Annotated in this window: 20 protein-coding genes, 1 pseudogene and 1 riboswitch; of the genes and pseudogenes, 11 read left to right on the top strand and 10 right to left on the bottom strand. The window is 65.8% G+C overall.

The window, feature by feature from the left end; translation table 11 throughout:
- The first annotated feature begins 90 nt into the window (after window positions 1–90).
- Window positions 91–320: riboswitch (cobalamin riboswitch) on the top strand.
- A 71-nt stretch (window positions 321–391) separates the two neighbouring features.
- The 6 genes and pseudogenes from NX778_RS13735 to NX778_RS13710 all read left to right on the top strand — a co-directional run bounded on the left by NX778_RS13735 (window position 392) and on the right by NX778_RS13710 (window position 6,183).
- A complete protein-coding gene (locus NX778_RS13735; RefSeq protein WP_258812314.1) occupies window positions 392–2,380 on the top strand; it encodes a TonB-dependent receptor in 1,989 nt (662 codons plus the stop codon).
- A gap of 4 nt (window positions 2,381–2,384) precedes the next feature.
- Window positions 2,385–3,422, top strand: a complete 1,038-nt coding sequence (locus NX778_RS13730) for a FecCD family ABC transporter permease (RefSeq protein WP_258812313.1) — start codon at window positions 2,385–2,387, stop codon at window positions 3,420–3,422.
- Window positions 3,419–3,925, top strand: a pseudogene (locus NX778_RS13725) (ABC transporter ATP-binding protein); the annotation flags it as partial. The gene NX778_RS13730 and the pseudogene NX778_RS13725, both read left to right, overlap by 4 nt.
- Before the next feature lie 263 nt (window positions 3,926–4,188).
- Window positions 4,189–5,064: a cobalamin-binding protein gene (locus tag NX778_RS13720; RefSeq protein WP_258812311.1), complete on the top strand. Its 876-nt coding sequence runs from the start codon at window positions 4,189–4,191 to the stop codon at window positions 5,062–5,064.
- Between the two features lie 112 nt (window positions 5,065–5,176).
- Window positions 5,177–5,851 carry a thiol:disulfide interchange protein DsbA/DsbL gene (locus NX778_RS13715; protein WP_258812310.1) on the top strand — a complete coding sequence of 225 codons (675 nt, stop codon included), beginning with the start codon at window positions 5,177–5,179 and terminating at the stop codon, window positions 5,849–5,851.
- A complete protein-coding gene (locus NX778_RS13710; RefSeq protein WP_258812309.1) occupies window positions 5,848–6,183 on the top strand; it encodes a hypothetical protein in 336 nt (111 codons plus the stop codon). Before NX778_RS13715 ends, NX778_RS13710 begins: the two co-directional genes overlap by 4 nt.
- A gap of 163 nt (window positions 6,184–6,346) precedes the next feature.
- Here the strand turns inward: NX778_RS13710 and NX778_RS13705 are convergent, their stop codons facing one another.
- Complete coding sequence (locus NX778_RS13705) at window positions 6,347–7,666, bottom strand: ATP-binding protein (RefSeq protein WP_258812308.1); 1,320 nt, start codon at window positions 7,664–7,666, stop codon at window positions 6,347–6,349.
- A 195-nt stretch (window positions 7,667–7,861) separates the two neighbouring features.
- Between NX778_RS13705 and NX778_RS13700 the strand changes: the two genes are divergently transcribed.
- From NX778_RS13700 to NX778_RS13690, 3 genes are all read left to right on the top strand, one after another.
- Complete coding sequence (locus NX778_RS13700; RefSeq protein WP_258812307.1) at window positions 7,862–9,082, top strand: hypothetical protein; 1,221 nt, start codon at window positions 7,862–7,864, stop codon at window positions 9,080–9,082.
- Between the two features lie 369 nt (window positions 9,083–9,451).
- Window positions 9,452–10,315: a MipA/OmpV family protein gene (locus NX778_RS13695; RefSeq protein WP_258812306.1), complete on the top strand. Its 864-nt coding sequence runs from the start codon at window positions 9,452–9,454 to the stop codon at window positions 10,313–10,315.
- Window positions 10,315–11,007: a hypothetical protein gene (locus tag NX778_RS13690; RefSeq protein ID WP_258812305.1), complete on the top strand. Its 693-nt coding sequence runs from the start codon at window positions 10,315–10,317 to the stop codon at window positions 11,005–11,007. Before NX778_RS13695 ends, NX778_RS13690 begins: the two co-directional genes overlap by 1 nt.
- A 90-nt stretch (window positions 11,008–11,097) precedes the next feature.
- Here NX778_RS13690 and NX778_RS13685 read toward each other — a convergent pair whose 3' ends face one another.
- Window positions 11,098–11,784, bottom strand: coding sequence for a response regulator (locus tag NX778_RS13685; RefSeq protein WP_258812304.1), 687 nt, complete (start codon window positions 11,782–11,784; stop codon window positions 11,098–11,100).
- A gap of 206 nt (window positions 11,785–11,990) precedes the next feature.
- Between NX778_RS13685 and NX778_RS13680 the strand changes: the two genes are divergently transcribed.
- Complete coding sequence (locus NX778_RS13680) at window positions 11,991–12,884, top strand: DUF817 domain-containing protein (protein ID WP_307728061.1); 894 nt, start codon at window positions 11,991–11,993, stop codon at window positions 12,882–12,884.
- Here the strand turns inward: NX778_RS13680 and NX778_RS13675 are convergent.
- From NX778_RS13675 to NX778_RS13640, 8 genes are all read right to left on the bottom strand, one after another.
- The gene (locus NX778_RS13675) at window positions 12,871–14,229 is read right to left on the bottom strand and encodes a serine hydrolase domain-containing protein (protein WP_258812302.1); all 1,359 of its coding nucleotides are present in this window, start codon (window positions 14,227–14,229) and stop codon (window positions 12,871–12,873) included. The two genes, NX778_RS13680 and NX778_RS13675, sit on opposite strands and share 14 nt — an antisense overlap.
- A 94-nt stretch (window positions 14,230–14,323) precedes the next feature.
- Window positions 14,324–14,923: a hypothetical protein gene (locus NX778_RS13670; RefSeq protein ID WP_258812301.1), complete on the bottom strand. Its 600-nt coding sequence runs from the start codon at window positions 14,921–14,923 to the stop codon at window positions 14,324–14,326.
- A 233-nt stretch (window positions 14,924–15,156) separates the two neighbouring features.
- Window positions 15,157–16,458 carry a M20/M25/M40 family metallo-hydrolase gene (locus tag NX778_RS13665; RefSeq protein ID WP_258812300.1) on the bottom strand — a complete coding sequence of 434 codons (1,302 nt, stop codon included), beginning with the start codon at window positions 16,456–16,458 and terminating at the stop codon, window positions 15,157–15,159.
- Window positions 16,459–16,588: 130 nt separating this feature from the next.
- Window positions 16,589–17,014, bottom strand: coding sequence for a VOC family protein (locus NX778_RS13660; protein WP_258812299.1), 426 nt, complete (start codon window positions 17,012–17,014; stop codon window positions 16,589–16,591).
- A 54-nt stretch (window positions 17,015–17,068) separates the two neighbouring features.
- Complete coding sequence (locus NX778_RS13655) at window positions 17,069–18,121, bottom strand: porin (RefSeq protein ID WP_258812298.1); 1,053 nt, start codon at window positions 18,119–18,121, stop codon at window positions 17,069–17,071.
- Between the two features lie 121 nt (window positions 18,122–18,242).
- Window positions 18,243–19,565: an MFS transporter gene (locus NX778_RS13650; protein ID WP_258812297.1), complete on the bottom strand. Its 1,323-nt coding sequence runs from the start codon at window positions 19,563–19,565 to the stop codon at window positions 18,243–18,245.
- 71 nt (window positions 19,566–19,636) lie between these two features.
- Window positions 19,637–20,575: a hydroxyacid dehydrogenase gene (locus tag NX778_RS13645; protein WP_258812296.1), complete on the bottom strand. Its 939-nt coding sequence runs from the start codon at window positions 20,573–20,575 to the stop codon at window positions 19,637–19,639.
- Window positions 20,572–21,270 (bottom strand): RraA family protein, encoded by a 699-nt coding sequence (locus NX778_RS13640; protein ID WP_258812295.1) that lies wholly within the window; start codon window positions 21,268–21,270, stop codon window positions 20,572–20,574. The genes NX778_RS13645 and NX778_RS13640 overlap by 4 nt, the downstream gene beginning before the upstream one ends.
- Before the next feature lie 101 nt (window positions 21,271–21,371).
- Between NX778_RS13640 and NX778_RS13635 the strand changes: the two genes are divergently transcribed.
- Window positions 21,372–22,265: a LysR family transcriptional regulator gene (locus tag NX778_RS13635; protein ID WP_258812294.1), complete on the top strand. Its 894-nt coding sequence runs from the start codon at window positions 21,372–21,374 to the stop codon at window positions 22,263–22,265.
- Window positions 22,266–22,337: the final 72 nt, after the last annotated feature.

The following is a 22,337-nucleotide window of genomic DNA, read 5'->3' as shown; positions in this document are numbered from 1 at the left end:
AGCCCCGAAAGTGAAAAATAAGCAACGTATGCATGCTTGACCTGGGTCGCCAAAAACCACAGCCGCTCTTGGGCCAGGGTCTTGATAGGTTTATAATCGCCGGGTTCTGGTGCCCGCGCGCGTGACCACGCGTGCAGTTAAACGGGAAACACAAGGCCGCATGCGACCCTCGCGTCCGGCCAAGGTGTGCTGCCCCCGCAACGGTAAACAAGCGCCGCCCATCGGCGGCTGGCTGTCTCGACAACCACTGTGCATGCGCATAGGAAGGTGAGGCGGTCCGTCTTGCGAGCCCGGATACCGGCCAGGACAGGTGGAAGCGCCATCGAAGCGACTTCCGTTGAATCCGGCTCTGCGGGGACGCAGGGCGGATGCACACTTATCATTGATTGCCATGACTATTCGTGTTGTCCCGTGCGTCGCACCGGCCGCCAAGCCGCTCGCGCTCGCCCTCGCCGTCTCCCTGACCTTTGCCGCTTCGGCCGCCTTCGCGGACGAAGCCGATGTGCCCACCGTCGTCGTCAGCGGCGCGCGCTTCCCGGCTGACCCGGCGCTGGCGCCGATCGGCTCCACCGTGATCACCGCGGACGAGATCCGCCGCGCCGGCAGCGCCGATGTCAACGAAGCGATCCGCAAGATCGGCGGCGTGTTCGGTCGCCAGAGCCTGGACGGCTCGCCCGACTTCGCGCTCGACCTGCGCGGCTTCGGCTCCAACAGCAGCCAGAACCTGGTGGTGATGGTCGACGGCGTGCGCCTGTCGGAGAACGAGCTGTCCGGCGCCGTGCTGTCCACCATCCCGGTAGACAGCGTCGAGCGCATCGAGATCACGCGCGGCGGCAGCAGCGTGCTGTACGGCGACGGCGCCACCGGCGGCGTGATCGCGATCTTCACCAAGAGCGGCGCGGCGCGCGGCGTGCACGGTTCGGTGCTGGCTTCCTACGGCCAGTTCGAGGCGCGCGACCTGCGCGCCAACCTGTCGGCCGGCATCGGCCAGTGGGCGCTGGACGGCTCGATCGGCAACCAGGACACCGACAACTACCGCGCCAACAACCGCTTCAAGCAGACCAACTTCAACGGCGGCGCCGCCTACTCCTACGATGGCGGCCGCGCCGGCATCCGCGTCGACAGCGCGCGCCAGGATTCGCGCCTGCCGGGATCGCTGACCGAGGCCCAGTTCCAGGCCGACCCGCGCCAGAGCAAGACGCCGCACGACTTCGGCTCGCTGGACAGCGACCGTGTCACCGCCTTCGTCGAGCACCACCTGGGCGCCACCGAAATCGCGGCCGAGCTGTCGCACCGCGAGAAGACCGTCAAGGCGGCCTACGAATACAACTACGGCAGCGGCCCGTTCTACTCGCGCTCGAAGTACGACAGCCGCCAGACCCAGTTCTCGCCGCGCATGCGCAACCTGTCCGACATCGACGGCATGCGCAACGAGCTGGTGGCGGGCGCGGACCTGATCCGCTGGAACCGCAAGACCACCGCCGACTTCTCGCTGGCCGACGCCAGCCAGGATTCGAAAGCCATCTATGTGCGCGACGAGCTGCGCTGGGATGCGGCCCACAACGGCCGCGTGGCCGCCGGCGCGCGCCACGAAGTGTTCGACAAGGACTACGTCGACCCGCTCGGCATGTCGACCGCGCCGGAGCACAGCGTGCAGTCGCAGAACGCCTGGGACCTGCAGGCCAGCTATGACGTGGCGCCGGGCCTGGGCCTGCACGCCAAGGCGGGGCAGAGCTACCGCCTGCCGAACGCGGACGAGAACAGCTACCGCTCCAGCATCGGCGTGCTGAACGCGCAGACCTCGCACGACCTGGAACTGGGCGCGACCCTCGGCGGCGCGGTCAATAACGTCGCCGTGCGCGTGTTCCGCCACCGCCTGCGCAACGAGATCTTCTTCGACCCGACCATCAACGGCTGGGGCGCCAACACCAACCTCGACCCGACCCGCCGCCAGGGCGTGGAGATCGACGGCCAGGCCGCGCTGGCGCAGGATTGGCGCATCAGCGGCCACCTGCAGCACGTGGACGCCAGCTTCACCGCCGGCCCCAACGCCGGCCGCGAGATGGTGCTGGTGCCGCGCAATACGCTGTCGGCGCGCCTCGCCTGGGTGCCGGGTAATGGCCAGAGCGCGGACGTCGGCGCGCAGTGGGTGTCGAGCCAGCGCTACGGCAATGACTTCAGCAACAGCTGCGGCGCGCGCATCCCGTCCTACGCCACGCTGGATGCACGCTACGCGCGCCAGCTCGGCCCGTGGGAGCTGGCGGTGGCCGGCAACAACCTGACTGACCGCCAGTACTACAGCAACGCTTTCGGCTGCAAGTCGGGCATCTACCCGAGCGACGGCCGCCAGCTCAAGCTGTCGGCGCGCTACGCGTTCTGACGCCATGCATGCCTTTCGCAGCCCGCTCGATGCAGCCCGCCGCCAGCGCTGGGTGCTGGCGCTGCTGATCGGGTGCGCGCTGCTGGCGATGGCGGCGGCCGGGCTCGCGGGCTCGGTCGCGCTGCCCGCGGCGGAGCTGCCCGGCGCGCTGCGCGAGGTGCTGCTGGCCAGGCCGGAGGGCATGGCGGGAACCCTGCTCGACCTGCGGCTCGGCCGCGCCAGCAGCGCCTTCGTCACCGGCGCCAGCCTGTCGCTGGCCGGTGTGATGATGCAGGCGCTGGTGAGGAATCCGCTGGCCGATCCCTACGTGCTCGGGATCTCCAGCGGCGCGGCGGTGGGCGCGCTCACCGCGCTGTTCGTCGGCGCCGCGATGTGGATGGTGGACGCCGGCGCGCTGGCTGGCGCGGCCGGCGTCTCGCTGATGTTGTATGCGCTGGCGCGGCGTGACCTCGGCACCCGGCGCGAAGCCGCGTCCGACACCGGCACCTTGCTGCTGACCGGCGTGGTGCTGGCCTCGGCCTGCATGGCGCTGGTCACGCTGTTGCTGTCGATCGCGCCGGAATCGCGCCTGCGCAGCATGGTGTTCTGGATGATCGGCGACCTGGCCGGCACCAGCTGGCGCCTGCTGCCGTGGGTGGTGCTGGCTGCGGCGCTGGTGCTGGCCTTGCGCCGCGCCGGCGCGCTCAATGTGCTGGCGCTGCATGCCGACGCCGCCGCCGCGCTCGGCGTGGACGTGGGCGCGCTGCGCCGCTTCCTGTTTGCCTGCTCGGGCGTGCTGACCGCCTGCGCCGTCACGACCGGCGGCGCGATCGGCTTCGTCGGGCTGGTGGTGCCGCATGCCTGCCGCTTCGCTTTCGGCGCCGACCACCGGGTCCTGTTGCCGGCATCGGCGCTGGCGGGCGGCAGCCTGCTGGTGGTGGCCGACACGCTGGCGCGCACCGTGATCGCGCCGCAGCAGTTGCCGGTGGGCGTGCTGACCTCCCTGATCGGCGTGCCGGTCTTCCTGTTCCAGCTGCACCAGCTGCACCTGCGCCGGACATGATCACAACCACCCACCTCACTTTGAAAGCAGGGCAGCGGGTCCTGCTCGAGCGCCTGGACTGGCAGGCCCGCGCCGGCGAAAACTGGTGCGTGATCGGCGCCAACGGCGCGGGCAAGAGCACCTTGCTGCGCACCCTGGCCGGCGTGCGCGACGCCGACGGCGGCGAGGTGAAGCTCGACGGCCGTCCGCTTTCCAGCTGGCCGCTGGGCGAGCTGGCCCGCGCGCGCGCCTGGCTGCCGCAGGCGCGCGGCGACGCATTCGCCTACAGCGTCATCGATACCGTGCTGGCGGCGCGCCATCCCTACCAGGGCGGCCGCTACTGGGAAGGCGCCGAGGACGTGGAAGCCGCGCAGCGCGCGCTGGCGCTGCTCGACGCGGCCCACCTGGCCGGACGCGACGTACGCACCCTGTCCGGCGGCGAACGCCAGCGGGTGGCGCTGGCCGCGCTGCTGGCGCAGGACACGCCGCTGCTGCTGCTCGACGAGCCGACCAACGCGCTCGACCTTGGCCATGCGGTGGCCGTCACCGAACTGCTGGCGCGCCTGTGCCGCGAACAGGGCAAGCTGGCGGTGCAGGCCATCCATGACCTGAACCAGGCTTTCGCCGGCTCGACCCATGCGCTATTGTTGATGCCGGGCGGCGGCTGGCACGCCGGCCCCGTCCGCGAGGTGATGCGGCCGGACCTCCTCGGCGCCTGCCTCGGCCACCCGGTCGCGGCGATCGCGCATGGCGAACGCACCATCTTCATTCCCGAATCGAGGCATCCATGAACAAGCTCCTGCCTGCGCTCCTGCTGTCGGTGGCCACGGCCGCCAACGCCGCCGTCACCGTGGTGGACGACACCGGCGCGCGCGTCACGCTGGCGCGGCCGGCGCAGCGTGTGATCTCGATGGCGCCGCATGCGACCGAGCTGCTGTTCGCGGCCGGAGGCGGCAAGCGCATCGTCGGCGCCATGAACTGGAGCGACTATCCGCCGGAAGCGAAAGCGATCCCGCTGGTCGGCTCGAACAGCCAGATCGACATCGAGCGCGTGATCGCGCTGAAGCCGGACCTGATCGTGGTCTGGCAGAGCGGGAACACGGCGCGCCAGATCGAGCAGCTGGCGCGGCTCGGCATCCCGGTATTCCACAGCGAGCCGCGCAAGCTGGAGCAGGTGGCCAGCAGCATCGAGCGCTTCGGCGCGCTGCTCGGCACCGAACAGCAGGCGCAGGGCGCCGCGGCCGATTACCGCGCCACGGTCGCCAGGCTGGCAGCGCGCTACGCCCATGCCGCGCCGGTGCGTGTGTTCTACCAGGTGTGGGACAAGCCGATCTACACCCTCAACGACCAGCAGATCGTCAGCGATATGATCCGCACCTGCGGCGGCCAGAACGTGTTCGGCAAGCTGGCCGTGATCGCGCCCGAAGTCAGCCTGGAAGCGGTGCTGGCCAAGGACCCGGAAGTCATCCTCTCCGGCGACGAGCACGCGCCGGGCGACCGCGGCATCCATATCTGGAAGCCGTACAAGGCGGTCGCCGCCGTCCAGCGCGGCAACCTGTTCACGCTGGATGGCGAGCTCCTCACGCGCCCCGGCCCGCGCACCGCCGACGGCACGGCCAAACTGTGCGAGGTGCTGGATGTGGCGCGCGGCCGCCGTCCTTAAGCCAGGCTTAAACTGCGAAACAAAGCGTGAAAATTGGTTTCCGCCTTAGGCTGGCCGGGCAAAAAGTGGTAATCTCGCGTTCGTCTGTTTAACTCTTTCAATAAGGATACTTATGCGCGTCCTGCGTCTTGCCATTGTCGCCGCCAGCCTGGTTGTCAGTACAGCCTTCGCGTCGCCCACCGATCCCAAGCAGGGAGTCGAATACACGGTGCTGGCCCAGCCGCAGCCGTCGGCGACGGTCGGCAAGAAAATCGAGGTGATCGAGTTCTTCATGTACCACTGCCCGCACTGCCAGGCGCTGGAACCTACCCTCGAGCAGTGGGTCAAAAAGCAGGACGGGAACATCATCTTCAAGCGCGTCCACATGCCGTACCAGGGCGCCAGCGATCCCGAGGCGCACCTGTTCCTGACGCTGTCGGCCATGGGCAAGAACGAGGAGCTCCAGTCCAAGGCCATGGCTGGCGTGAAGGAAATCGTGATGCGCGACCGCAATGTGTCGGACAAGGCGATCCTGGACTGGGCCGCCAAGCAGCCGAGCCTGGACAAGGCCAAGTTCACCGACACCTGGAATTCCTTCGGCGTGATGACCAAGCTGCGCCGCCTGAACGCCATCGTCAGCCAGGATTACAAGGTCGACAGCGTGCCGACCATCATCGTCGATGGTAAATATGTCACCTCGCCGGCCCAGGTCGGCGGCTCGGTGAAAGCCAGCTCCGAGCAGGAGCTGTTCCAGGCCACCCTGCAGGTGGTCGATGCACTGATTGCGAAGGCCCAGAAGTCGAAATGAGTGACGCTGAACGGGACATCCTCAAGATCTACGAGGGCTCGCGCCCGCGCGAAGAGGACCTGTTTGAAACCAGTAATGTGAACCAGCTGGCGTGGACGCTGGTGGTCATCCTTGCTTTCCTGATCGTGTGGCTCAGCATCGCGATCGTGAATGCCGAGAACCAGCGTTATGCGCTGATGACCAACAAGTGTCCGGACCAGCTGTTCAAGGGCGAGATCGATCGCCAATGCCTGGTGCACGTGCATGCGCGCGACCATTGGTGGGAGAACTGGTGGTATGCGGTCACGCACGTGAATCCGCCGGAGCCGCCCAAGTACGGCAAGCAGAAGTAAGCAACATCCAAGTCCCGCCAAACGGCGGGATTTTTTTTGATTAGCTCACACCCCGTCGTCCCCGCGCAGGCGGGGACCCATAGACAAGGTGCGTAAAGCACACTCGGCATGGATTCCCGCCTTCGCGGGGGCGACGGTTTTTAGTATGACTTTCGCTTTGGCGTCAAAGCACCCGCTCCGGCGGCAACGCGATGATGAAGCGCGCGCCACCCAGCGTCGGCGACTCATCGATCTGCAGCGTCCCGCCGTGCAGCACTACCGCTTTCTGCGCGATCGACAGCCCCAGCCCGAAGCCGCCGGTCGCGCGGTCGCGGCTGCGGTCCAGCCGGTAGAAGGGCTCGAAGATGCGCGCGCGGTCCTCCGCCGGGATTCCCGGCCCATCATCCTCGATCGCGATCTCGACCCGGCCCGCCTCCGTGCGCGCCGCCGACAGCACGATGCGCTGGCCCGCATACTTCTGTGCATTGCGCAGCAGGTTGGAAATGGCGCGGCCGAGCAGGCGCCGGTCGGCCTCGACGCTGCCCAATTCATCGCCCAGCGCGCAACCGAGCGTGTGCGGGGAGGGCGGCAGCGCCTGCACGCAGTCGCGCAGCATCGGCCCCAGCGTGAACGGCGCCAGCTGCAACGATTGCGCGCTGTCCAGCCGCGCCATGCCGAGGAGCTCGTTGACCAGGTCGTTGAGCTCGGCGACGTCGCCTTCCATCGCCTTGATGCGCTTTTCCAGCGCCGGGTCGGCCGCCTTGGCCGACAGCAGCTCCAGCCCGAATTCCAGCCGCGCGATCGGCGTGCGCAGCTCGTGCGAGACCGAGTGCAGCAGGTTTTTCTGCGACTGCAGCAGGTTGGCGATGCGGTCGGCCATGTGGTTGATGCGTTCGGCCAGCGGATAGATGCTGGCCGAGGGCTGCATGTGGGCGCGCGCGTCCAGCTGGCCTGCGCCGAATTCGTCGGCCACGCGCGACAGCACCTGCAGGCCCTGCCAGTGCGAACGCGACCACAGCGCGATCGGCACCAGCAGCGCCAGCGCGACGATCACGAAGCGCACGATCTCCTTCTGCAGCGCCACCGCGAGGTCGATCGGCAGGTTGGTGGCGCGCAGCACGTCGTGCTCGCTGCCGATGTAGCGCTCGCCATTCAGGTCGACGCGCCGGTACAGGGTGCGCGTGGCCGGCACGATCACCACGTCGCCCCGTTCCAGCTCGGCCAGCGTGCCCACCGGCACCGCCTGGCGCGCTTCGTCGAGGTCGATCAGGTCGTAGCGCACCGGCGAGGTCTCGCGCGCCTTGTTCAGCCGCGTCAGCCATTCGTCCGGGCCGGCGCGATCGACGTAGTCCTGCAGCAGCACGATCGGCGCGGCGGCCTGGCGGCGTGCGATGTCCTCCACCGGATCGCCGAACAGCTGGCTGATCGCGAGGTAGATGACAAAGGTCGCCGCCGTGATCGAGAGCATGACGAGCACGAAGAAGCGGAAAAAAATCCGGTTCATGCGCGCGACCTGCCGCCAGCTGCGAAATTGGGTTGAAATGCGGACATGTTCGCATTGTATAGGAGCAATTAGCTGCAATGCGAGCAATACAAAGTCAGGACAATTCCTCGACATCCCGCGGAGGATTTCCCGGCCGCGGCTGCATAAGATTTGCAGCGTCGGGCCTTGTGAGGCCACCAACTCGGGAGAACCGGAATGATCAAACGAATCTTTAGCGCGGGCACGGTGCTGTTGGCACTGGTGCTGGCGGGTTGCGGCGGCGGTGGCGATGGCGTCGCGCCGACCACCAAAACCGCGGCCGACGTCGTGATAAACGATCCTGTGATCGACAGCGCCGCCTTCGTCAAGCTGGCGGTCGGCATGAGCTCTTGCGCGGACCGCAAGAATCGCCTGTGGGTCATCGACGGCAAGCAAGTGTTCTGGGACCGCGCCGGCTACGGCTGCCCGGACATGAACTGGTCGCAGAAGCTGTACGGCGCCACACCGGATGCGCTGCAGTGCTCGTCCGAGGATTCGATCGCCGGCCCGCAGACCCGCTGCGCCGACGACAGCAAGCGCGCGCTGTTCGACATCGTCTCCAAGAACGCCGACGCGGCCAACCTGGGCCTGGACAGCAGCCACAAGGTGGTGCCGATCATGATCCCGGAGCCGATGCAGACCGCGCTGCCGTTCATGTCGATCGCCAAGTTCGGCAATAACGGCGTCAAGGCCAGGCAGAACGTGGTGATCAAGGATGCCGACGCCTACGCCAAGCTGTGGAATTCCGTGGTGGTGGGGATGACCGGCGCGCCGCCGGCGCCGGCGGTGGATTTCTCGCGCCAGATGGTGGTGGGCGTGTTCGCCGGCGCCAATGCGCTGTCGTGCGGCAGCATGTTGGGGGTGTCCAAGGTGTCCCTGCGCGACGGCAATATCGTGGTCGACTATGAGATCCGCAAGCCGTCCGGTCCGATCGTCTGCATGGCCATCGTGGATGGCGCGCCGATGGAACTGGTGACCATCGACCGCAGCGATGCCCCGGTCCAGTTCGTGCGCCACGATGTCGAACTGATGATGGCGCTGGCGGTCGATGACAGCGCGGACTCGGGCATCCACACGGCGCGCGAGATCATCATCAACGACCAGTCCTCGTTCGAACAGCTGTGGACCGACCATGCCGGCAAGGACAAGCCCATGCCGTCGATCGACTTCAGCAAGAAGATGGTGATCGGCCTGTTCGCCGGCTGGGTCAGCTACTGCGACGGCCTGGTCCTGGACAGCATCACCAACGACGGCAAGCAAATTACCGTGAACTATTTCCGAACGGTGCCGCCAGCTGGCACGGCCTGCATTGCCATGGTGCGCAGTCCCGCCATCCTGGTCGCGATCGATCGCACTTTGCTGCCGATCTACTTCCACAAAGACACGATCACGCGCTGAGTTTTCTGTGTAGGGGCCGGCTCCCGCCGGTTGGGCTTGGCCGGCGTCGCGCTGCGGGCGCCGGTTTTTTTAACTTCCCGTGTAGCTACAAATTGAAGACAAATACCCGACATGTCGGGGGGGATTTCAAGCCGGGCGGCTCCTACCATGCATATCAACACCGATTCCGTTTGCCCACCTGGTGCGGCGCGTTCCAGCGTGGGCCTTTTTATTCCGGGCGCAGGCGGGCCACAAGCCGGCCTGCACCCTAGCCGGGCGTCATGATCAATGTTTAACCTCACCGCCTTCCATCGTGCTTTTTCCAGTTTTTGATAAGGTTTGCTTGCCTATGGGTAAAATTATGGGCAAACCAACTTTTATCACCCTGACATGAAGAAGCTTTCCGCCCTCGCGCTGCTGACAACCTGCTGCGCCGCCCATGCCCAGACGCCGGCCGACGACCCCATGCCCGACGGCAGCCGCGACATGTACGTCGGCCTCGGCCTGCAGTCGGCCCCGCGCTACGAGGGCGCGAGCCTGCGCCGTACGCGGCTGGTCCCGGCGCTCCAGATCCAGTGGAGCAATGGCATCTTCGTGTCCGGCATGAACGCGGGCATGCATCTGTCGAGCCAGCCAGGAATCGAGTACGGTCCGCTGCTGGCGCTGCAGCCGCGTCGCGACGAGAGCGGCGTGGGCAGCGGCGCCATCAATCCAGACGGGACCTGGGGCATGATCGGCGGCGCCGGCGTCGGTTCGCCGGGCACGGCCAAGGTGCTTACCGCCAACCGGCTGGTGGGCATGGAGCCGATCGGCACGCGCCTGCTGGGCGGCGGCTTCTTCAACTATTACCTGGGCACGCAGTGGCGCCTGACCAGCAGCGTGCTGTGGGGCGCCGGCAATGACCGCCATGGCGGCTTTGTCGACCTGGGCGTGCAAAGGCTGGCGGCGAATATTGCGGCCCATCACACGCTGTCGTTCTCGGCAGGGGCGATCGTCGCCAACCGCGACTACAACCAGTCCTACTTCGGGGTGAACGTGCCGAACGCCGTCCGCAGCGGCAACCGCTACTATGAGGCCCACGGCGGCCTGAAGGACGTGCATGCCGGCGTGCGCTGGAACTGGTCGATCTCGCCGTCGTGGATGGTGACCACCAATGTGCAGGCCACGCGCCTGCTGAACAGCGCGGCCGACAGCACCCTCGTCACGCGCCCGACCAACCTGACCGTTACCGCCGCCGTCGCTTACCGATTCTGATGATGCACAAGACCCGCCACCTGCTAGCGCTGCTCGTACTGCTCCAGGCCACCAGCCTGGCGGCAGCGGGCGCGCTCGTGGGCGACTGGGTCAGCTATCGCGACGCCTACCGGGTCATGGTGGTGTTCGAAAAATACGGCGGCGCCAAGAACCTGATCCAGAGCGAGCTGCAGGTGCTGGCCAAGGACGTGCCTTTCGACATGCCGCAGCAACTGACGCTGAACGGCAAGAACACGCATCTGTCGTTGCCGCTGGACGCGACCGGGCGCACCGTGTTTCCGCTACTGAAGGCGGCGTATGACGACAACGCGGTGCTGGCGCTCGGCCAGAAAGATGCGCAGTTCGCGCTGCTTCCGCGCGTGACCATCCAGGTGCGCCCGGACAGCACGTATGAAAGCTCGGAACTGCGCGCCGCCTGCGAACAGGCGCTCGGCTTTGCGCGCTACGTCAAGGCGCCGGTCACCGGCCGCCAGTGCGTGGGGGTGCGCTTCGTGTTCGACCGCAAGGCATCGGGCATGCTGGCGCGGGTGCGCCGGGCGGACGGCGGCAATGGGACTTTGCCGGTGACGGAAAGCCAGGCCTTCGACAGCGGCAATGTGCTGCCGACGGTGACCTATCGCTTCAATGGGTCGGAGCGGGCGCAGGTGCTGACCTCGACGGCCCCGCTGGCGATTGCGCCGGTGTTTGAGTGATTGCGACGAGCGCAAGCGCTTGCAATTTACAGTCCGTCGTTCCCGCCTGCGCGGGAAGCCGGGTCCGGCAGTGCCGGGCACGACGGTAACTTAATGCCAGGCCGCCGGCGAAAATAGATAGCCTTCGCCCCACACCGTCTTGATCTTCTCCGAATCGCTGTCCTCGAACTTGCGGCGCAGCTTGGAGATCGAATTGTCGATGCTGCGGTCCAGTCCGTCGAACTCGATCCCGCGCATTTTCTTGAGCAGCGCATCGCGCGACAGCACGCGGCCGGCCGATTCGGCCAGCACCAGCAGCAGCTTGTATTCGGTATTCGACAGCACGCAGGGCTGCCCGCGCCAGTTGACGGTGCGGTCGGTGGTGGAGATGCGCAGGGTGCCGAACTCCAGCACGCGGCTGTCCACCCCGGCCTTGCCCTGGGCGCGGCGGAGCAGGGCGCGCAGGCGCGCCAGCAGCACGCGCGGCTGCACCGGCTTGTTGACGAAATCGTCCGCGCCTTGCTCCAGGCCCGACACCTCGTCGTAGGAATCCTCGCGCGCGGTCAGGATGAGGATGGGCACGTCCGACATGTCGCGCAATTTGCGGCAGACCACCATGCCGTCGAGGCCCGGCAGCATGAGGTCGAGCACCACCACGTCCGGCGCCAGCGACTTGAAGCGCTCCAGCGCGACATCGCCGCGCGTGACCAGTTCAACCGAAAATTCGTAGCCCGACAGGTACTCGGTGACGAGCTCGGCCAGCCGGGCGTCGTCTTCGACCAACATCACTCGATACATGCTCTCCTCCTTGGACGCGTTATTGTATGCGAGCAGTTACCAAAAATCGCATTTGCCTTATTGACCAGACAAACCATTACACTTTTAAGACATTTTTAATGCTTGCGCCAGCGCCGCGTGCGCGCGCCTATGCGTGCCGGGTAATCTGTCTTTTTTGTGCATGATCTTGTGCTAATGTGAACGACAAGCCATCCGCCATCGCCGCCATGCCCCGTTTCCAGTTGCGCCAGCTCGACGATCACCTGCTTTCGCTGCGCTGGCGCGACGATCTGCACGGGGTGCGCCGGTTCGCGCTCGAATTCCTTTATTTCGGCATCAAGGAGGCGCGCGCCTGCCTGTTCGCCGGCCTGTTCTTTGCCGCCGTGTTCCTGGTGCCGCGCAGCGGCCTGTTCGGCATCGCCCGCTACGACGTGCTGTTCGTGTTCGCCGTCGCCGTGCAGCTGTGGATGGTGCGCGCCAGGCTGGAAACCGTGGACGAGCTGAAGGCGATCACGCTGTTCCACGTCATCGGCTTCGCACTGGAGGCGTTCAAGACCTCGAGCGGCATCCAGTCCTGGGTCTATCCGGAAGCCGGCGTGACCAAGCTGTTTGGCGTGCCATTGTTTTCCGGTTTCATGTATGCCGCCATTGGCAGCTATATCACGCAGGCGTGGAAGATGCTCGGGATGCGCATCGAGCACCATCCTCCGTACTGGATGGCGGGCCTGCTGGCCTGCCTCATCTACGTCAATTTCTTCACGCACCACTTCATCGGCGACTACCGCTGGTATCTGGCGGCCTGCGCGCTCGGGCTGTACGCGCGCTCGACCGTGGTGTTCCGGCCGCTTGACCGCGAGCGCCGCATGCCGCTGCTGCTGGGCTTCGTGCTGACCGGCTTCTTCATCTGGCTGGCCGAAAACATCGGCACCTTCTTCGGCGTGTGGAAGTACCCCAACCAGCTGGGTGCGTGGTCGGCGGTCCACGTGAGCAAATGGAGCGCCTGGTCGCTGCTGGTGATGATGACTTTTACGATCACCGCCAACCTGAAGCACATCAAGCAGCACGTGCACATTCCGGCGCAGCGGCCCGAACCGGCGGCGGTGCCGGTCAGGGAGCCTTGATCGCGCCGCGGTAGATGGCGTCCGTGATGCGTTCCTGGAAGCGCGCTTCCGACGAGAAGCTGCCGGGCTGCAGGTCCGGATTGGCGCCGACGCCGCTGCTCACATAGATCATGCCGTCCTTCGTGTCGCGGTTGAACACGAAGAGCGCGTTCAGTCCCCACGACCAGCCGAGGTGACCGACGCCGGTGAAGCCGCCGCCTTGCACCAGCCGGTCGCCGCCGGCGCGGCCTCTGGACACGATGCTGGTGTCGGTGAACTGCTGGTTGCCAAGACCCCAGGCGTGGTACAGGCCGTGGAAGTAATCGCTGTCGCCATTGCCGTTTTCGCCGTCACCGGTCAGCGTCCACTGGCGCGCGAACATCAGGTCGACCGTATGCGGTTGGAGGATGGCCTGTCCGTGGTAGTTCCCGCCATTCATCAGCATCAGCATGATCTGCGCCAAATCGTTCGTCGAAATGCGCAGGCTCCCTTGCGGTCCAAAGACAGTGCCATTGGTGCCGATCACGTACTTGTCCATGCCGGGCGGTGCGGTCGGGGCTTCCACGCCAAAGTCATCCGCCTGCGCGATCCACGGGCCCTGCGGGTCCCAGGTTTCGTTGCCGTCCTTTTCGCGCTTGCGGTAGAGCGTTGCCACGTCGTCGATGTTCGCGGGCGCGAAATCGGCGAGATAGAAGCCCGCCTTCAGGCGCATCGGGTCGAAGATCAAGCGGCGCATCAGGCGGTCGAAGCGCTCGCCGCCGTCGCGCTCCATGATCGTGGCGATCAGGCCCCAGTTGAAGTTGACGTACTCAAAGTAGCGCCCCGGCGCATGCGTTGCCGACCACGCGTCGCCCTTGCCGTAGAAGCGGCCACCGGGTACCAGCACGTCTTTCAGGTCGACGTCCGGCGCCCATTTGAAGCCGCCTTCGTCGCGCAGGGACGAGGTATGCGTCAGCAGCATGCGCAGGGTGATCGGCTGGTCCGGGAAGTGCGGGTTGCGCAGGCGGTAGCCGAGCACGTCGCTTATATCCATGTCGAGCGACAGCTTGCCTTGTTCGACCAGCTTCATCGTGCCCAGCGCGGTGACGAACTTGGAGACCGAGGCCACACGGAACATGGTGTTGCGGTCGACCGGCTGCGCGGGCGCGCCTGGCGTGGCGAGGCGCTTGCTGCCGAACTGGGCGCTGTAGACGATCTCGCCGTGGCGCAGCGCGACGACGGACAGGCCGGGCAGCGGCATCGCCGGGTCGTCGACGATGGCCTGCAGCTGCCTGGTCAGCGCGGCCGCCCGCGCTTCGGACAGGGGAGCGGACATCACGGAGGTGGAGAGCATGGACAGGGCTAGCATCGCGAGCAAGGGTTTCATGGACATCCCGGACGAGTTCTGGCGCTCGTCATCTTAAGCGCGCCCGCGCAAGCCCGCTAATGAAAAATCTTGGCCGGGCCATAAGCCGCTGGCATCAGGGCGATGGTTCGCTCAGCCACTGCTGGATTTCAGTGAGGGCCCGTTGAAGTGTTTTCTCTGTCAGCGTCAACGCAATGACTTTTTCCGTCACTGCGACGGGAAGCGCTTGTCCAGGACCTTGCAATTGAATCTCGCTTGTCCAGCTCAGGTAATTCTCGCCAAACTCAGCTGACAATTGCTGGATGATTCGAACGGCGTGCTGCTTACGCCAGTTGACCGCGCTGGCAATCGGATTGCCGTCGTAAAAGAGCTCGCCATTTGCGAATTGGTCATTGGCGTACGCTTCGCATGGCTCATCGGAGGGCATTGCCGCCAGCAGATGATGCGTCCAAAAGCCCCGCAATGCGGCGTACTCTTGTTTGTCGCGTAGAAAACCGGGATACAAAAACGTACTCATACAAATGCAAGCCCGCTTTGAACTTCCATCGACACGGCGGCCGGATGAATCGCCTCTCACTAGAAACGATTTTACGGTATGCGCTGCTACGCCACCGTGAATCGATGCATTTCTGATGAAACGGCGTGCGTCCTCGAATGCTTTCGCACGCGCGACCTGTTCACGCTGGCTGTGCCGCGCTTCGAGCCTGTTTGTCATGTCGATGGCAATTGGTGCCAGGAGCGGGGCATCTTGCGACCATCGTTCCGAGTCATTGACTGGACCTCCCTGTGATTGGATTCGACCACGGTGCAATTGATTAGTTGTCGGAGCCATCGTCGTCACATCCCGGGCTGTTGATGTCGTCAGTAGAAGCCGGGGCTACTCAAGTCTGCGGAACGGCGATCCGCAAACTTGAGTAGCCCCGTATGCCCTTTATGTTTGTATGAGACCTATTTTTTGATATTGGCGCCGCTCAACTGTGCGACAGCAGCCAGTGTCGTCTGCGCCGCATTCAAGCCCAGCATGAAGTCCTTGTCCGAGTAAGTGCTGAACACGTCCGTCGGCTGGTGCCAGTTCGGATCCCAACCGGCGCCGATCTGCATCCCGCGTTCGTTCTCGCGCACGGAAATCGACGGCACCAGGTCCATGAAGGGCGTCGAGTCCGTATTCGTCATGTGCGGGCCGACGAAGGCGGGATAGTTGCTCGCGTATTGGTTGTTCGCCGCATGCAGCACCCAGGCCAGCTTGGCGGACGCATCGGCCTGCTTGGAGTTCGACTGGAATTCGATATTCACGTCCGCTTCCAGGCGCTGTTCTTTCGAGATCACGAACACGGGATGACCCTTGGCGTCGAGCACCTGCTTGCCGCTGGCATCGAGCTTGGGCACCGGCATGCCGTGGTCCCACAGCAGCATGTCGTGCTGGATCATGCCCAGCCACTTGGGCTCCGGATAGTTGCCCGAACCCTTGGGCGATTCGATGCCCTGCAAGTCCTTGCGCTGCTCGACGTAGGCGCGGGCGCCGTTCAGGCCGGTCTCTTCGTTGTTCCACAGCGCGAAGCGGATCGAGCGTTCGGTCGTCACGCCGGGCGCGTTGAGGATGCGCGCCAGCTCCATCACCAGCGCGGTGCCGGAGCCATCGTCATTGGCCGCCTCGCCAAAACCGATGCCGTCCATGTGCGCGCTGACGATGTACATTTCTTCCGGATGGGTCGTGCCGACCTTGGTGCAGTACACGTTCTCACGCAGCGAGGCGCCGACCGGCGTCTGCTCGGCGTCGAGGGCGCGGATCTTCTCGTCCGGCTGCAGCATCGGATCGGTGTTCACGCCGGTCGCGATGCGGTTGCCGAACAGGATGCTGCCGCCCTGGCCAGCGGGTCCGCCGCGGCCGCCCGGAGGCGCCGTCCTCGCCTGCGCCGGCATCGCCGCGCCAGCCGGCTTCGGCGCCGCTTGCGTGTACTGGTATTGCAGCCGCTCGACATTCGTGCAGCCATAAGCCTTCAGCTGCGCCTCGATCCAGTCCAGCGCCTTGCGGTTGCGCTCGGTGCCCTGGCGGCGATCCCCGAAGTGCGTCAGCCCCTTGATGGTCGCTTTGTACTTTTCCAGGTCCAGCTGGCTGACCAGCGCGGCGACCGGATCTGCGCTGGGAGCGGACGCAGCCGGCGTTGCGGTTTGCGCGTAGGCGGCAGGTATCAGGAAGGCTAGCGCGCCGAAGGCCAGGGCCGGCGCGGGCAGGAGCGATGCAATCTTCATGGAGTGTCCTTGTCTCGTTGTTGTCGAACGGCTTATCTTGCCGAAGTTAAATATAAATCGTTTTCGACAAAAAGAGGAACATTTCCACCGCAACGCGTGTAAGGGAAGATTGCGCTTTCCTGCTACGCCATCATTTGGCGAACAGCTGAGTTGGATCGTCGAAGGCCTTGATCTCGATGGCGTTGCCGGACGGGTCGAGGAAAAACATGGTCGCCTGCTCGCCGATCTTGCCCTTGAAACGGATCTGCGGCTCCATCAGGAATTCCAGCTCCAGCCCGCGCAGGCGGTCGGCCAGCTTTTCCCATTCCGGCATCGGCAGGACCAGGCCGAAGTGCCGCACCGGCACCTGGTGCCCGTCGACCTCGCTGGTGCAGCGCGCGCCGCATTCCTCCGGCGACAGGTGGGCGACGATCTGGTGCCCAAAGAAATTAAAGTCGATCCAGCCGGGCGAACTGCGGCCCTCGGGGCAGCCCATGATCGTTCCGTAGAAATGACGCGCCTGCTCCAGGTCGTGGACGGGAAAGGCGAGGTGGAACGGAGGAATGACGGCTGCCATGGGACCCCTTTCTGTAAAGCGGGCGCCCACGAAGAGGCGCCCCTTGCTGGACAATTAGAACAGGTGGTTCAATCCTACCGAAATTCCGCGCTGCGTGGACTGTTTCGACGACGGCACCAGCGCGCCTTCGTAGTGGTTGACGTCGAACTCCGCGTACAGGTTGCTGCGTTTCGAAAACGCGTAGATGGCGCCGACGATGTCCAGCGTGCGCTCGCCCTTGGCTGCAAGGCTGCTGTAGTCGGAATGATAGACCGCCGCGGTCAGTTCCACCGGCTTGCTGAGCTGGTAGCTGGCGCCACCGAAGCGCGTTTCGTTCTGGTAGATGCCCGAGGTCGCCGTATCCTGGCGTTCACGCGACATTCCGGCCTTGACCGTGACGCCGTGCAGCTTGAACCCGCCGCCGCCCACCCAGGCCGTGTTGCCCAGGCCAGCCACGGTCTCCTTGTGGATGTAGGAGGCGGCCGCCAGCAGCGTGCTGCCGGTATAGCTGAACGCCACGCCGCGTGCCGTGCCTTTGTTGGCGTCGCCCGCGACTTCGCCCAGCGCATATTCGCCGCGTACGGTCAGGCCGCCGAAGGTGCCGGTGTATTGCACGTCATTGTTGAAGCGGGTGCCCGAATTCGACGATGCGGACAGGCCCGCGGTCTTGGCATCCGCCGGCAGCGACGTGCCCGCGCCCGAGGACAGCGGCACGATGCCGGTGTAGTGATGGTCGAAGGGATCGAGGAACTTCTCGGTGCGGAAACCGATCGTGTACTGGTGGCCCATGTCGATCGAGCCCCAGGCCCCGCCGATGCCGACTTCGGCGGTTCGGTTGAAGAGCACGTTGTTGGTGTTGTCGAGCGCGCCCGTCTTGCTGTTGAAGCCGCTTTCGAGCTGGAAGTGCACGTTCAGGCCGTTGTCGAGTTTTTCGATGCCGCGAAAGCCTAGCCGGTTCGAATAGTAATTGCCGGTGCCCATGGTCAGCTGGCTGTTCCCGGCGGCGTCGACCTTGGTCTGCTCGCGCAGGCCGGCGTCGATCGAGCCGTACACGGTCACGCTGGACTGGGCCAGGGCGGTGGCGGGCAGCGCGGCCGCCAGCATCAAGGTCAGGACGGTTTTTTTCATCGTGTGTCTCCGTTGTTGTGATGTGTTGTGGGAGGGCAGGGACGCGCCGCGCCCTCCGCGAATTACCGGTAGGTGAAGTACTTGGTGGACAGTGGCCAGCAGGCCGCTGGCGGAAGCGGCGCTAGACGGCCGCCCCGGACGCCGCGTTGCGGGCGGCGCGCTGCTGCTCACTGCTCAGCGAGAGCAAGGTCATGATGCTGGCCAGCGACAGCAGGGCGATCGGCAACAGCGCCAGCGCGTAGCTGCCGGTCGCCTGCTTGATCCAGCCGTAGACGTTGACCATCAGGCCGCCGCCGATCAGGTTGGAGACGGCATTGATCGAGGCCAGCCCGGCCGCGGCCGCCGATGGCGCCAGCCAGCTCGAGCTCAGCGCCCAGAACGGACCCTTGAACGAGTAGGCGCCGACCAGGATGCACGACAGCAGGAAGATGGTCGGGGCCAGCGAAGTCGTGGCCAGGGTCGACAGCATGCCGATGCCGATCAGCGCCAGCGGCACCACCGTGTGCCAGCGGCGCTCGCCGGTCTTGTCGGAGTGGCGGCCCCACAGCACCATCAGGACGGCGGCGATGATGTAGGGGACCGAGTTCAGCAGGCCGGTCTGCATCACCGTCAGGCCAAAGGACTTGATCAGCTGCGGCTGCCACACGCCGAGCACCGTGCCGGCGGCCGAGGCGGCCGAGCAGGTCAGCGCCATGCCCAGCACTTCCTTGCTGCGGAACAGTTTCCAGATCGACGGGCGGGTGACCGTCTTCTTGTCCTGGCGCTCGGCCGCGAGGCGGGCGCACAGCCACTCGCGCTGTTCCTTGCCCAGCCACCCGGCCTGTTCCGGCTTGTCGGTCAGGAAGAACAGGCAGACGAAGCCGAGCAGCACGGTCGGCAGCCCTTCGAGGATGAATAGCCAGTGCCAGCCGCGCAGGCCGCCGACGCCGTCCGCCTGCAGCAACAGGGCCGACAGCGGCGAGCCGATGAAGCTGGCCATCGGAATCGCCACCATGAAGATCGCCACGATGCGGGCGCGGTAGGCGGCCGGGAACCAGTAGGTCAGGTACAGCACCACGCCCGGGAAGAAGCCGGCCTCGGCTGCGCCGAGCAGGAAGCGCAGCGCGAACAGCGAGTTCTGGCCCTGCACGAAGGCGGTGCAGGCCGACACCAGGCCCCAGGTGATCATGATGCGGGCAATCCACTTGCGCGCGCCGAACTTCTGCAGCGCCAGGTTGCTCGGCACTTCGAAAAGGAAATACGAGAAGAAGAACAGGCTGCCGGCGAAGCCGAACGCGGCCTTGGACAGGCCGAGGTCGCCATTCATCTGCAAGGACGCCATGCCGATGTTGCCACGGTCGATGAAGGCCAGCAGGTAGCACACCATCAGGAAGGGCAGCAGGCGCCAGGTCACCTTGCGCATGGTCTCGGCTTCGAGCCGTGCGGATTTTTCGATATCGCTCATTGTTGTCTCCGTAAAGTGTAGCGTGGTCACGCGTCTTTGGTGCGCGTTTTCTTGGGTTGTTGTCAGGCTGGCTAGCCCAGCACGGCGAGTACGTTGCGGGCCGCCGCCACGCCCATGCCGACGTAGGCGTCGCTGGTCACGCCGCCGATGTGCGGCGACAGGATCACGTTGTCGATGCCGGTGAACGGGTGGCCGGGCTGGACGGGCTCGGACTGGAAACTGTCCAGCCCCGCCGCGCGCACGGCGCCGCTGCGCAGCGCATCGGCCAAGGCCGCCTCGTCGATCAATCCGCCGCGCGCGGTGTTGACCACGATCGCGCCCGGGCGCATGGTCGCCAGCGTGGCGGCGCCCAGCATATTGGCGTTGTCCTTGGTAAGCGGGCAGTGCAGCGACAGCACGTCGGACTGGGCGATCACCTCGGCCAGCGGCAGCAGCTCGATGCCGCTTGGTGCCGATGCCGCGAAGGGATCGTGGGCGATGACGCGCATGCCCAGCGCCACGCCGACGGCGGCGGTGCGGGCGCCGATCGCGCCCAGGCCGACCAGTCCCAGCGTGCGCCCGCGCAGCTCCAGGCTCTTGTGCGTCGCCTTGTCCCAATGGCCTTCGTGCATGCGGCGGTCCAGTTGCGGCACCGCCTTGGCGCACGCCAGGATCAGGGCCCAGCTGTGCTCGGCGACGGCGGCTGCATTCGCGCCGGTGGCGGCTTTGACTGCGATGCCGCGCTGTTTGGCGGCTTCGCTGTCGATGGTGTCGATGCCGGTGCCGTGCTTGGAAATCACGCGTAAGCGCGCGCTGGCCTCGATCACGCGCGCCGTGATGCGGCCGTAGCGCACGATGATCGCGACCGGCTGGTGCTGGCGCGCCAGCGCGACCAATTGCTCCTCGTCCGGCGCCTTGCCCGCGAAGACCAGCTCATAGCCGGACAGCAGTGCGACCGCCTGTTCGGCCAGGTCGGCGCCGGTCACGAGGATGACCTCGCGCGACGCCTGTTGCTGCGGCAGCGCGCTCACAGCGATTCCCCTTCGGCCAGCACGCCCGCCTTGCGCAGCGCGCCGTCCAGCCAGGTGGGACGCAGCTGGCTGCCGTTGCGGATGCCTTCGAGGCGCGCGGTTTCATCGGCCAGCTTTTTCGCGGCCGCCTCCAGCACCGCCGGCGCCTTGGCCGGTTCGACCACGACCACGCCATCGGCATCGGCTACCACCAGGTCGCCCGGCTGCACGCTCACGCCGCCGACCGAGATCGGCCAGTTGACGCGGCCCGGCACCAGCTTGGTCGGCCCATTCGGGTTGGCGCCGACCGCGTACACCGGGAAGCCGAGCGCGCGGATCGCTTCGGTGTCGCGCACCGCGCCATAGACGATGACGCCGGCGATGCCCGAGGCCATGCACTGCGACACCATGATCTCGCCCATCAGGGCGCAAGATTCGTCGCCCTTGCCGTCGATGACGAGCACGTCGCCGGGTTTAGCGATCGCCATCGCGGCGTGGATCATCAGGTTGTCGCCGGGCCGCACTTCGACGGTCAGGGCCGGGCCGGCCAGGCGCATGCTCGGCGCCAGCGGCGCGATCCGGCTGGACAGCGCGCCGCGGCGGCCGGCCACGTCGGCCAGGATGGAAGAGGGGAATTGGGCCGCGCGTGCGACCAGTTCGGCGCTCGTGCGCTCGATGTGGCGGATCACGTCCGGTGGGGTGGGAAAACTCATCATGTCTCCGGTTGCTGTGTGGTGATGTGAGCCGAGTATAGGAAGGGCAATCTATAATGTATATTCACTTATTTTTCGATTTATTAAACTTTTAGGAATGTGTTGTGGACTTCCGTGACCTGAAGTATTTCGAAGTGATCGCCACCGAAGGCAGCCTTGGCCGGGCCGCGGAGCGCCTGCACCGCACCCAGCCCGCGCTGACCAAATGCATTGACCGGCTCGAGGAGGACCTCGGCTCGCGGCTGTTCGAAAAAGACGGGCGCGGCATGCGCCTGACCGCCGCCGGCCACATCCTGCTCAAGCGCAGCCGCCAGATGGGGGTGATGGTCGAGGAGACCTCGCGCGAGATGAAGGAATACGCGGATGGCCTGAAGGGCGAGCTGCGGCTGGGCTTCGCGCCGGCGCTGGCCCAGCATCTGATGCCTGTGCTGTATGGACAATTGCTGGCGGAAGCGCCGGCCGTCAGTGTCAAGCAGACCGTGGCGGCCAACGACAGCCTGTTTGATGGCCTGCTCGACGGCAAACTGGACCTGCTGGTCGGCCCGATGCGTGAAAACGACGCCGATTTCGAGTGCGAGCAGATTGCCGAGGACACGGTGGTCGTGATGGCGCGCGAGGGACACCCGATTTTCGATGCGCCGTGCACCTTGGCCGGGCTGCTGGAACATAAATGGCTGCTGCCGCCGACCTCGGTCGCCTCGCGCCAATGGCTGGACCAGACCTTCGAACGGCACGGCCTGGCGCGCCCCGATGTGCAGGTCGAGTCGAACATGCTGAGCCTGACCTTGCCGGTGCTGGAGGCCTCGCCCCTCCTGTGCTTCGTGACGCGGCACCACCTCGCGAGCGGACGGATCAAGGTGAGGGAGGTGGACGTGCCCGAAGCGCGCCTGCACCGTCCCCTTGGCTTGACCTGGCGCCGCAATGGCTACCTGTCGCCGCTCGCGGCGCGGGTGGCCGCCATCTTGCGGGCGCACGGCAAGGACCTGCTCCTGCCCTGATTGTGCGTGACAAATGTTAGCGCAAACTCCTACAATGGAAGCCGGGTGAAAAAATGGAAAACTCAGGGACGA

Origin of the sequence: Massilia terrae (assembly GCF_024753145.1) — a bacterium.
Lineage (GTDB): Bacteria > Pseudomonadota > Gammaproteobacteria > Burkholderiales > Burkholderiaceae_D > Telluria > Telluria terrae.
Note: the sequence above shows the minus strand (reverse complement) of the source record. Positions and strands in the feature narration are given on the sequence as shown.

What these genes read in the sequence shown, in the direction of transcription:
- NX778_RS13660 (WP_258812299.1), bottom strand. Translation starts at nt 17,014, where the DNA reads ATGGCAGCCGTCATTCCTCCGTTCCACCTCGCCTTTCCCGTCCACGAC.
- NX778_RS13695 (WP_258812306.1), top strand. Translation starts at nt 9,452, where the DNA reads ATGAAGAAGCTTTCCGCCCTCGCGCTGCTGACAACCTGCTGCGCCGCC.
- NX778_RS13690 (WP_258812305.1), top strand. Translation starts at nt 10,315, where the DNA reads ATGATGCACAAGACCCGCCACCTGCTAGCGCTGCTCGTACTGCTCCAG.
- NX778_RS13685 (WP_258812304.1), bottom strand. Translation starts at nt 11,784, where the DNA reads ATGTATCGAGTGATGTTGGTCGAAGACGACGCCCGGCTGGCCGAGCTC.
- NX778_RS13670 (WP_258812301.1), bottom strand. Translation starts at nt 14,923, where the DNA reads ATGACAAACAGGCTCGAAGCGCGGCACAGCCAGCGTGAACAGGTCGCG.
- NX778_RS13735 (WP_258812314.1), top strand. Translation starts at nt 392, where the DNA reads ATGACTATTCGTGTTGTCCCGTGCGTCGCACCGGCCGCCAAGCCGCTC.
- NX778_RS13710 (WP_258812309.1), top strand. Translation starts at nt 5,848, where the DNA reads ATGAGTGACGCTGAACGGGACATCCTCAAGATCTACGAGGGCTCGCGC.
- NX778_RS13680 (WP_307728061.1), top strand. Translation starts at nt 11,991, where the DNA reads ATGCCCCGTTTCCAGTTGCGCCAGCTCGACGATCACCTGCTTTCGCTG.
- NX778_RS13705 (WP_258812308.1), bottom strand. Translation starts at nt 7,666, where the DNA reads ATGAACCGGATTTTTTTCCGCTTCTTCGTGCTCGTCATGCTCTCGATC.
- NX778_RS13675 (WP_258812302.1), bottom strand. Translation starts at nt 14,229, where the DNA reads ATGAAACCCTTGCTCGCGATGCTAGCCCTGTCCATGCTCTCCACCTCC.
- NX778_RS13655 (WP_258812298.1), bottom strand. Translation starts at nt 18,121, where the DNA reads ATGAAAAAAACCGTCCTGACCTTGATGCTGGCGGCCGCGCTGCCCGCC.
- NX778_RS13720 (WP_258812311.1), top strand. Translation starts at nt 4,189, where the DNA reads ATGAACAAGCTCCTGCCTGCGCTCCTGCTGTCGGTGGCCACGGCCGCC.
- NX778_RS13715 (WP_258812310.1), top strand. Translation starts at nt 5,177, where the DNA reads ATGCGCGTCCTGCGTCTTGCCATTGTCGCCGCCAGCCTGGTTGTCAGT.
- NX778_RS13730 (WP_258812313.1), top strand. Translation starts at nt 2,385, where the DNA reads ATGCATGCCTTTCGCAGCCCGCTCGATGCAGCCCGCCGCCAGCGCTGG.
- NX778_RS13650 (WP_258812297.1), bottom strand. Translation starts at nt 19,565, where the DNA reads ATGAGCGATATCGAAAAATCCGCACGGCTCGAAGCCGAGACCATGCGC.
- NX778_RS13665 (WP_258812300.1), bottom strand. Translation starts at nt 16,458, where the DNA reads ATGAAGATTGCATCGCTCCTGCCCGCGCCGGCCCTGGCCTTCGGCGCG.
- NX778_RS13700 (WP_258812307.1), top strand. Translation starts at nt 7,862, where the DNA reads ATGATCAAACGAATCTTTAGCGCGGGCACGGTGCTGTTGGCACTGGTG.
- NX778_RS13640 (WP_258812295.1), bottom strand. Translation starts at nt 21,270, where the DNA reads ATGATGAGTTTTCCCACCCCACCGGACGTGATCCGCCACATCGAGCGC.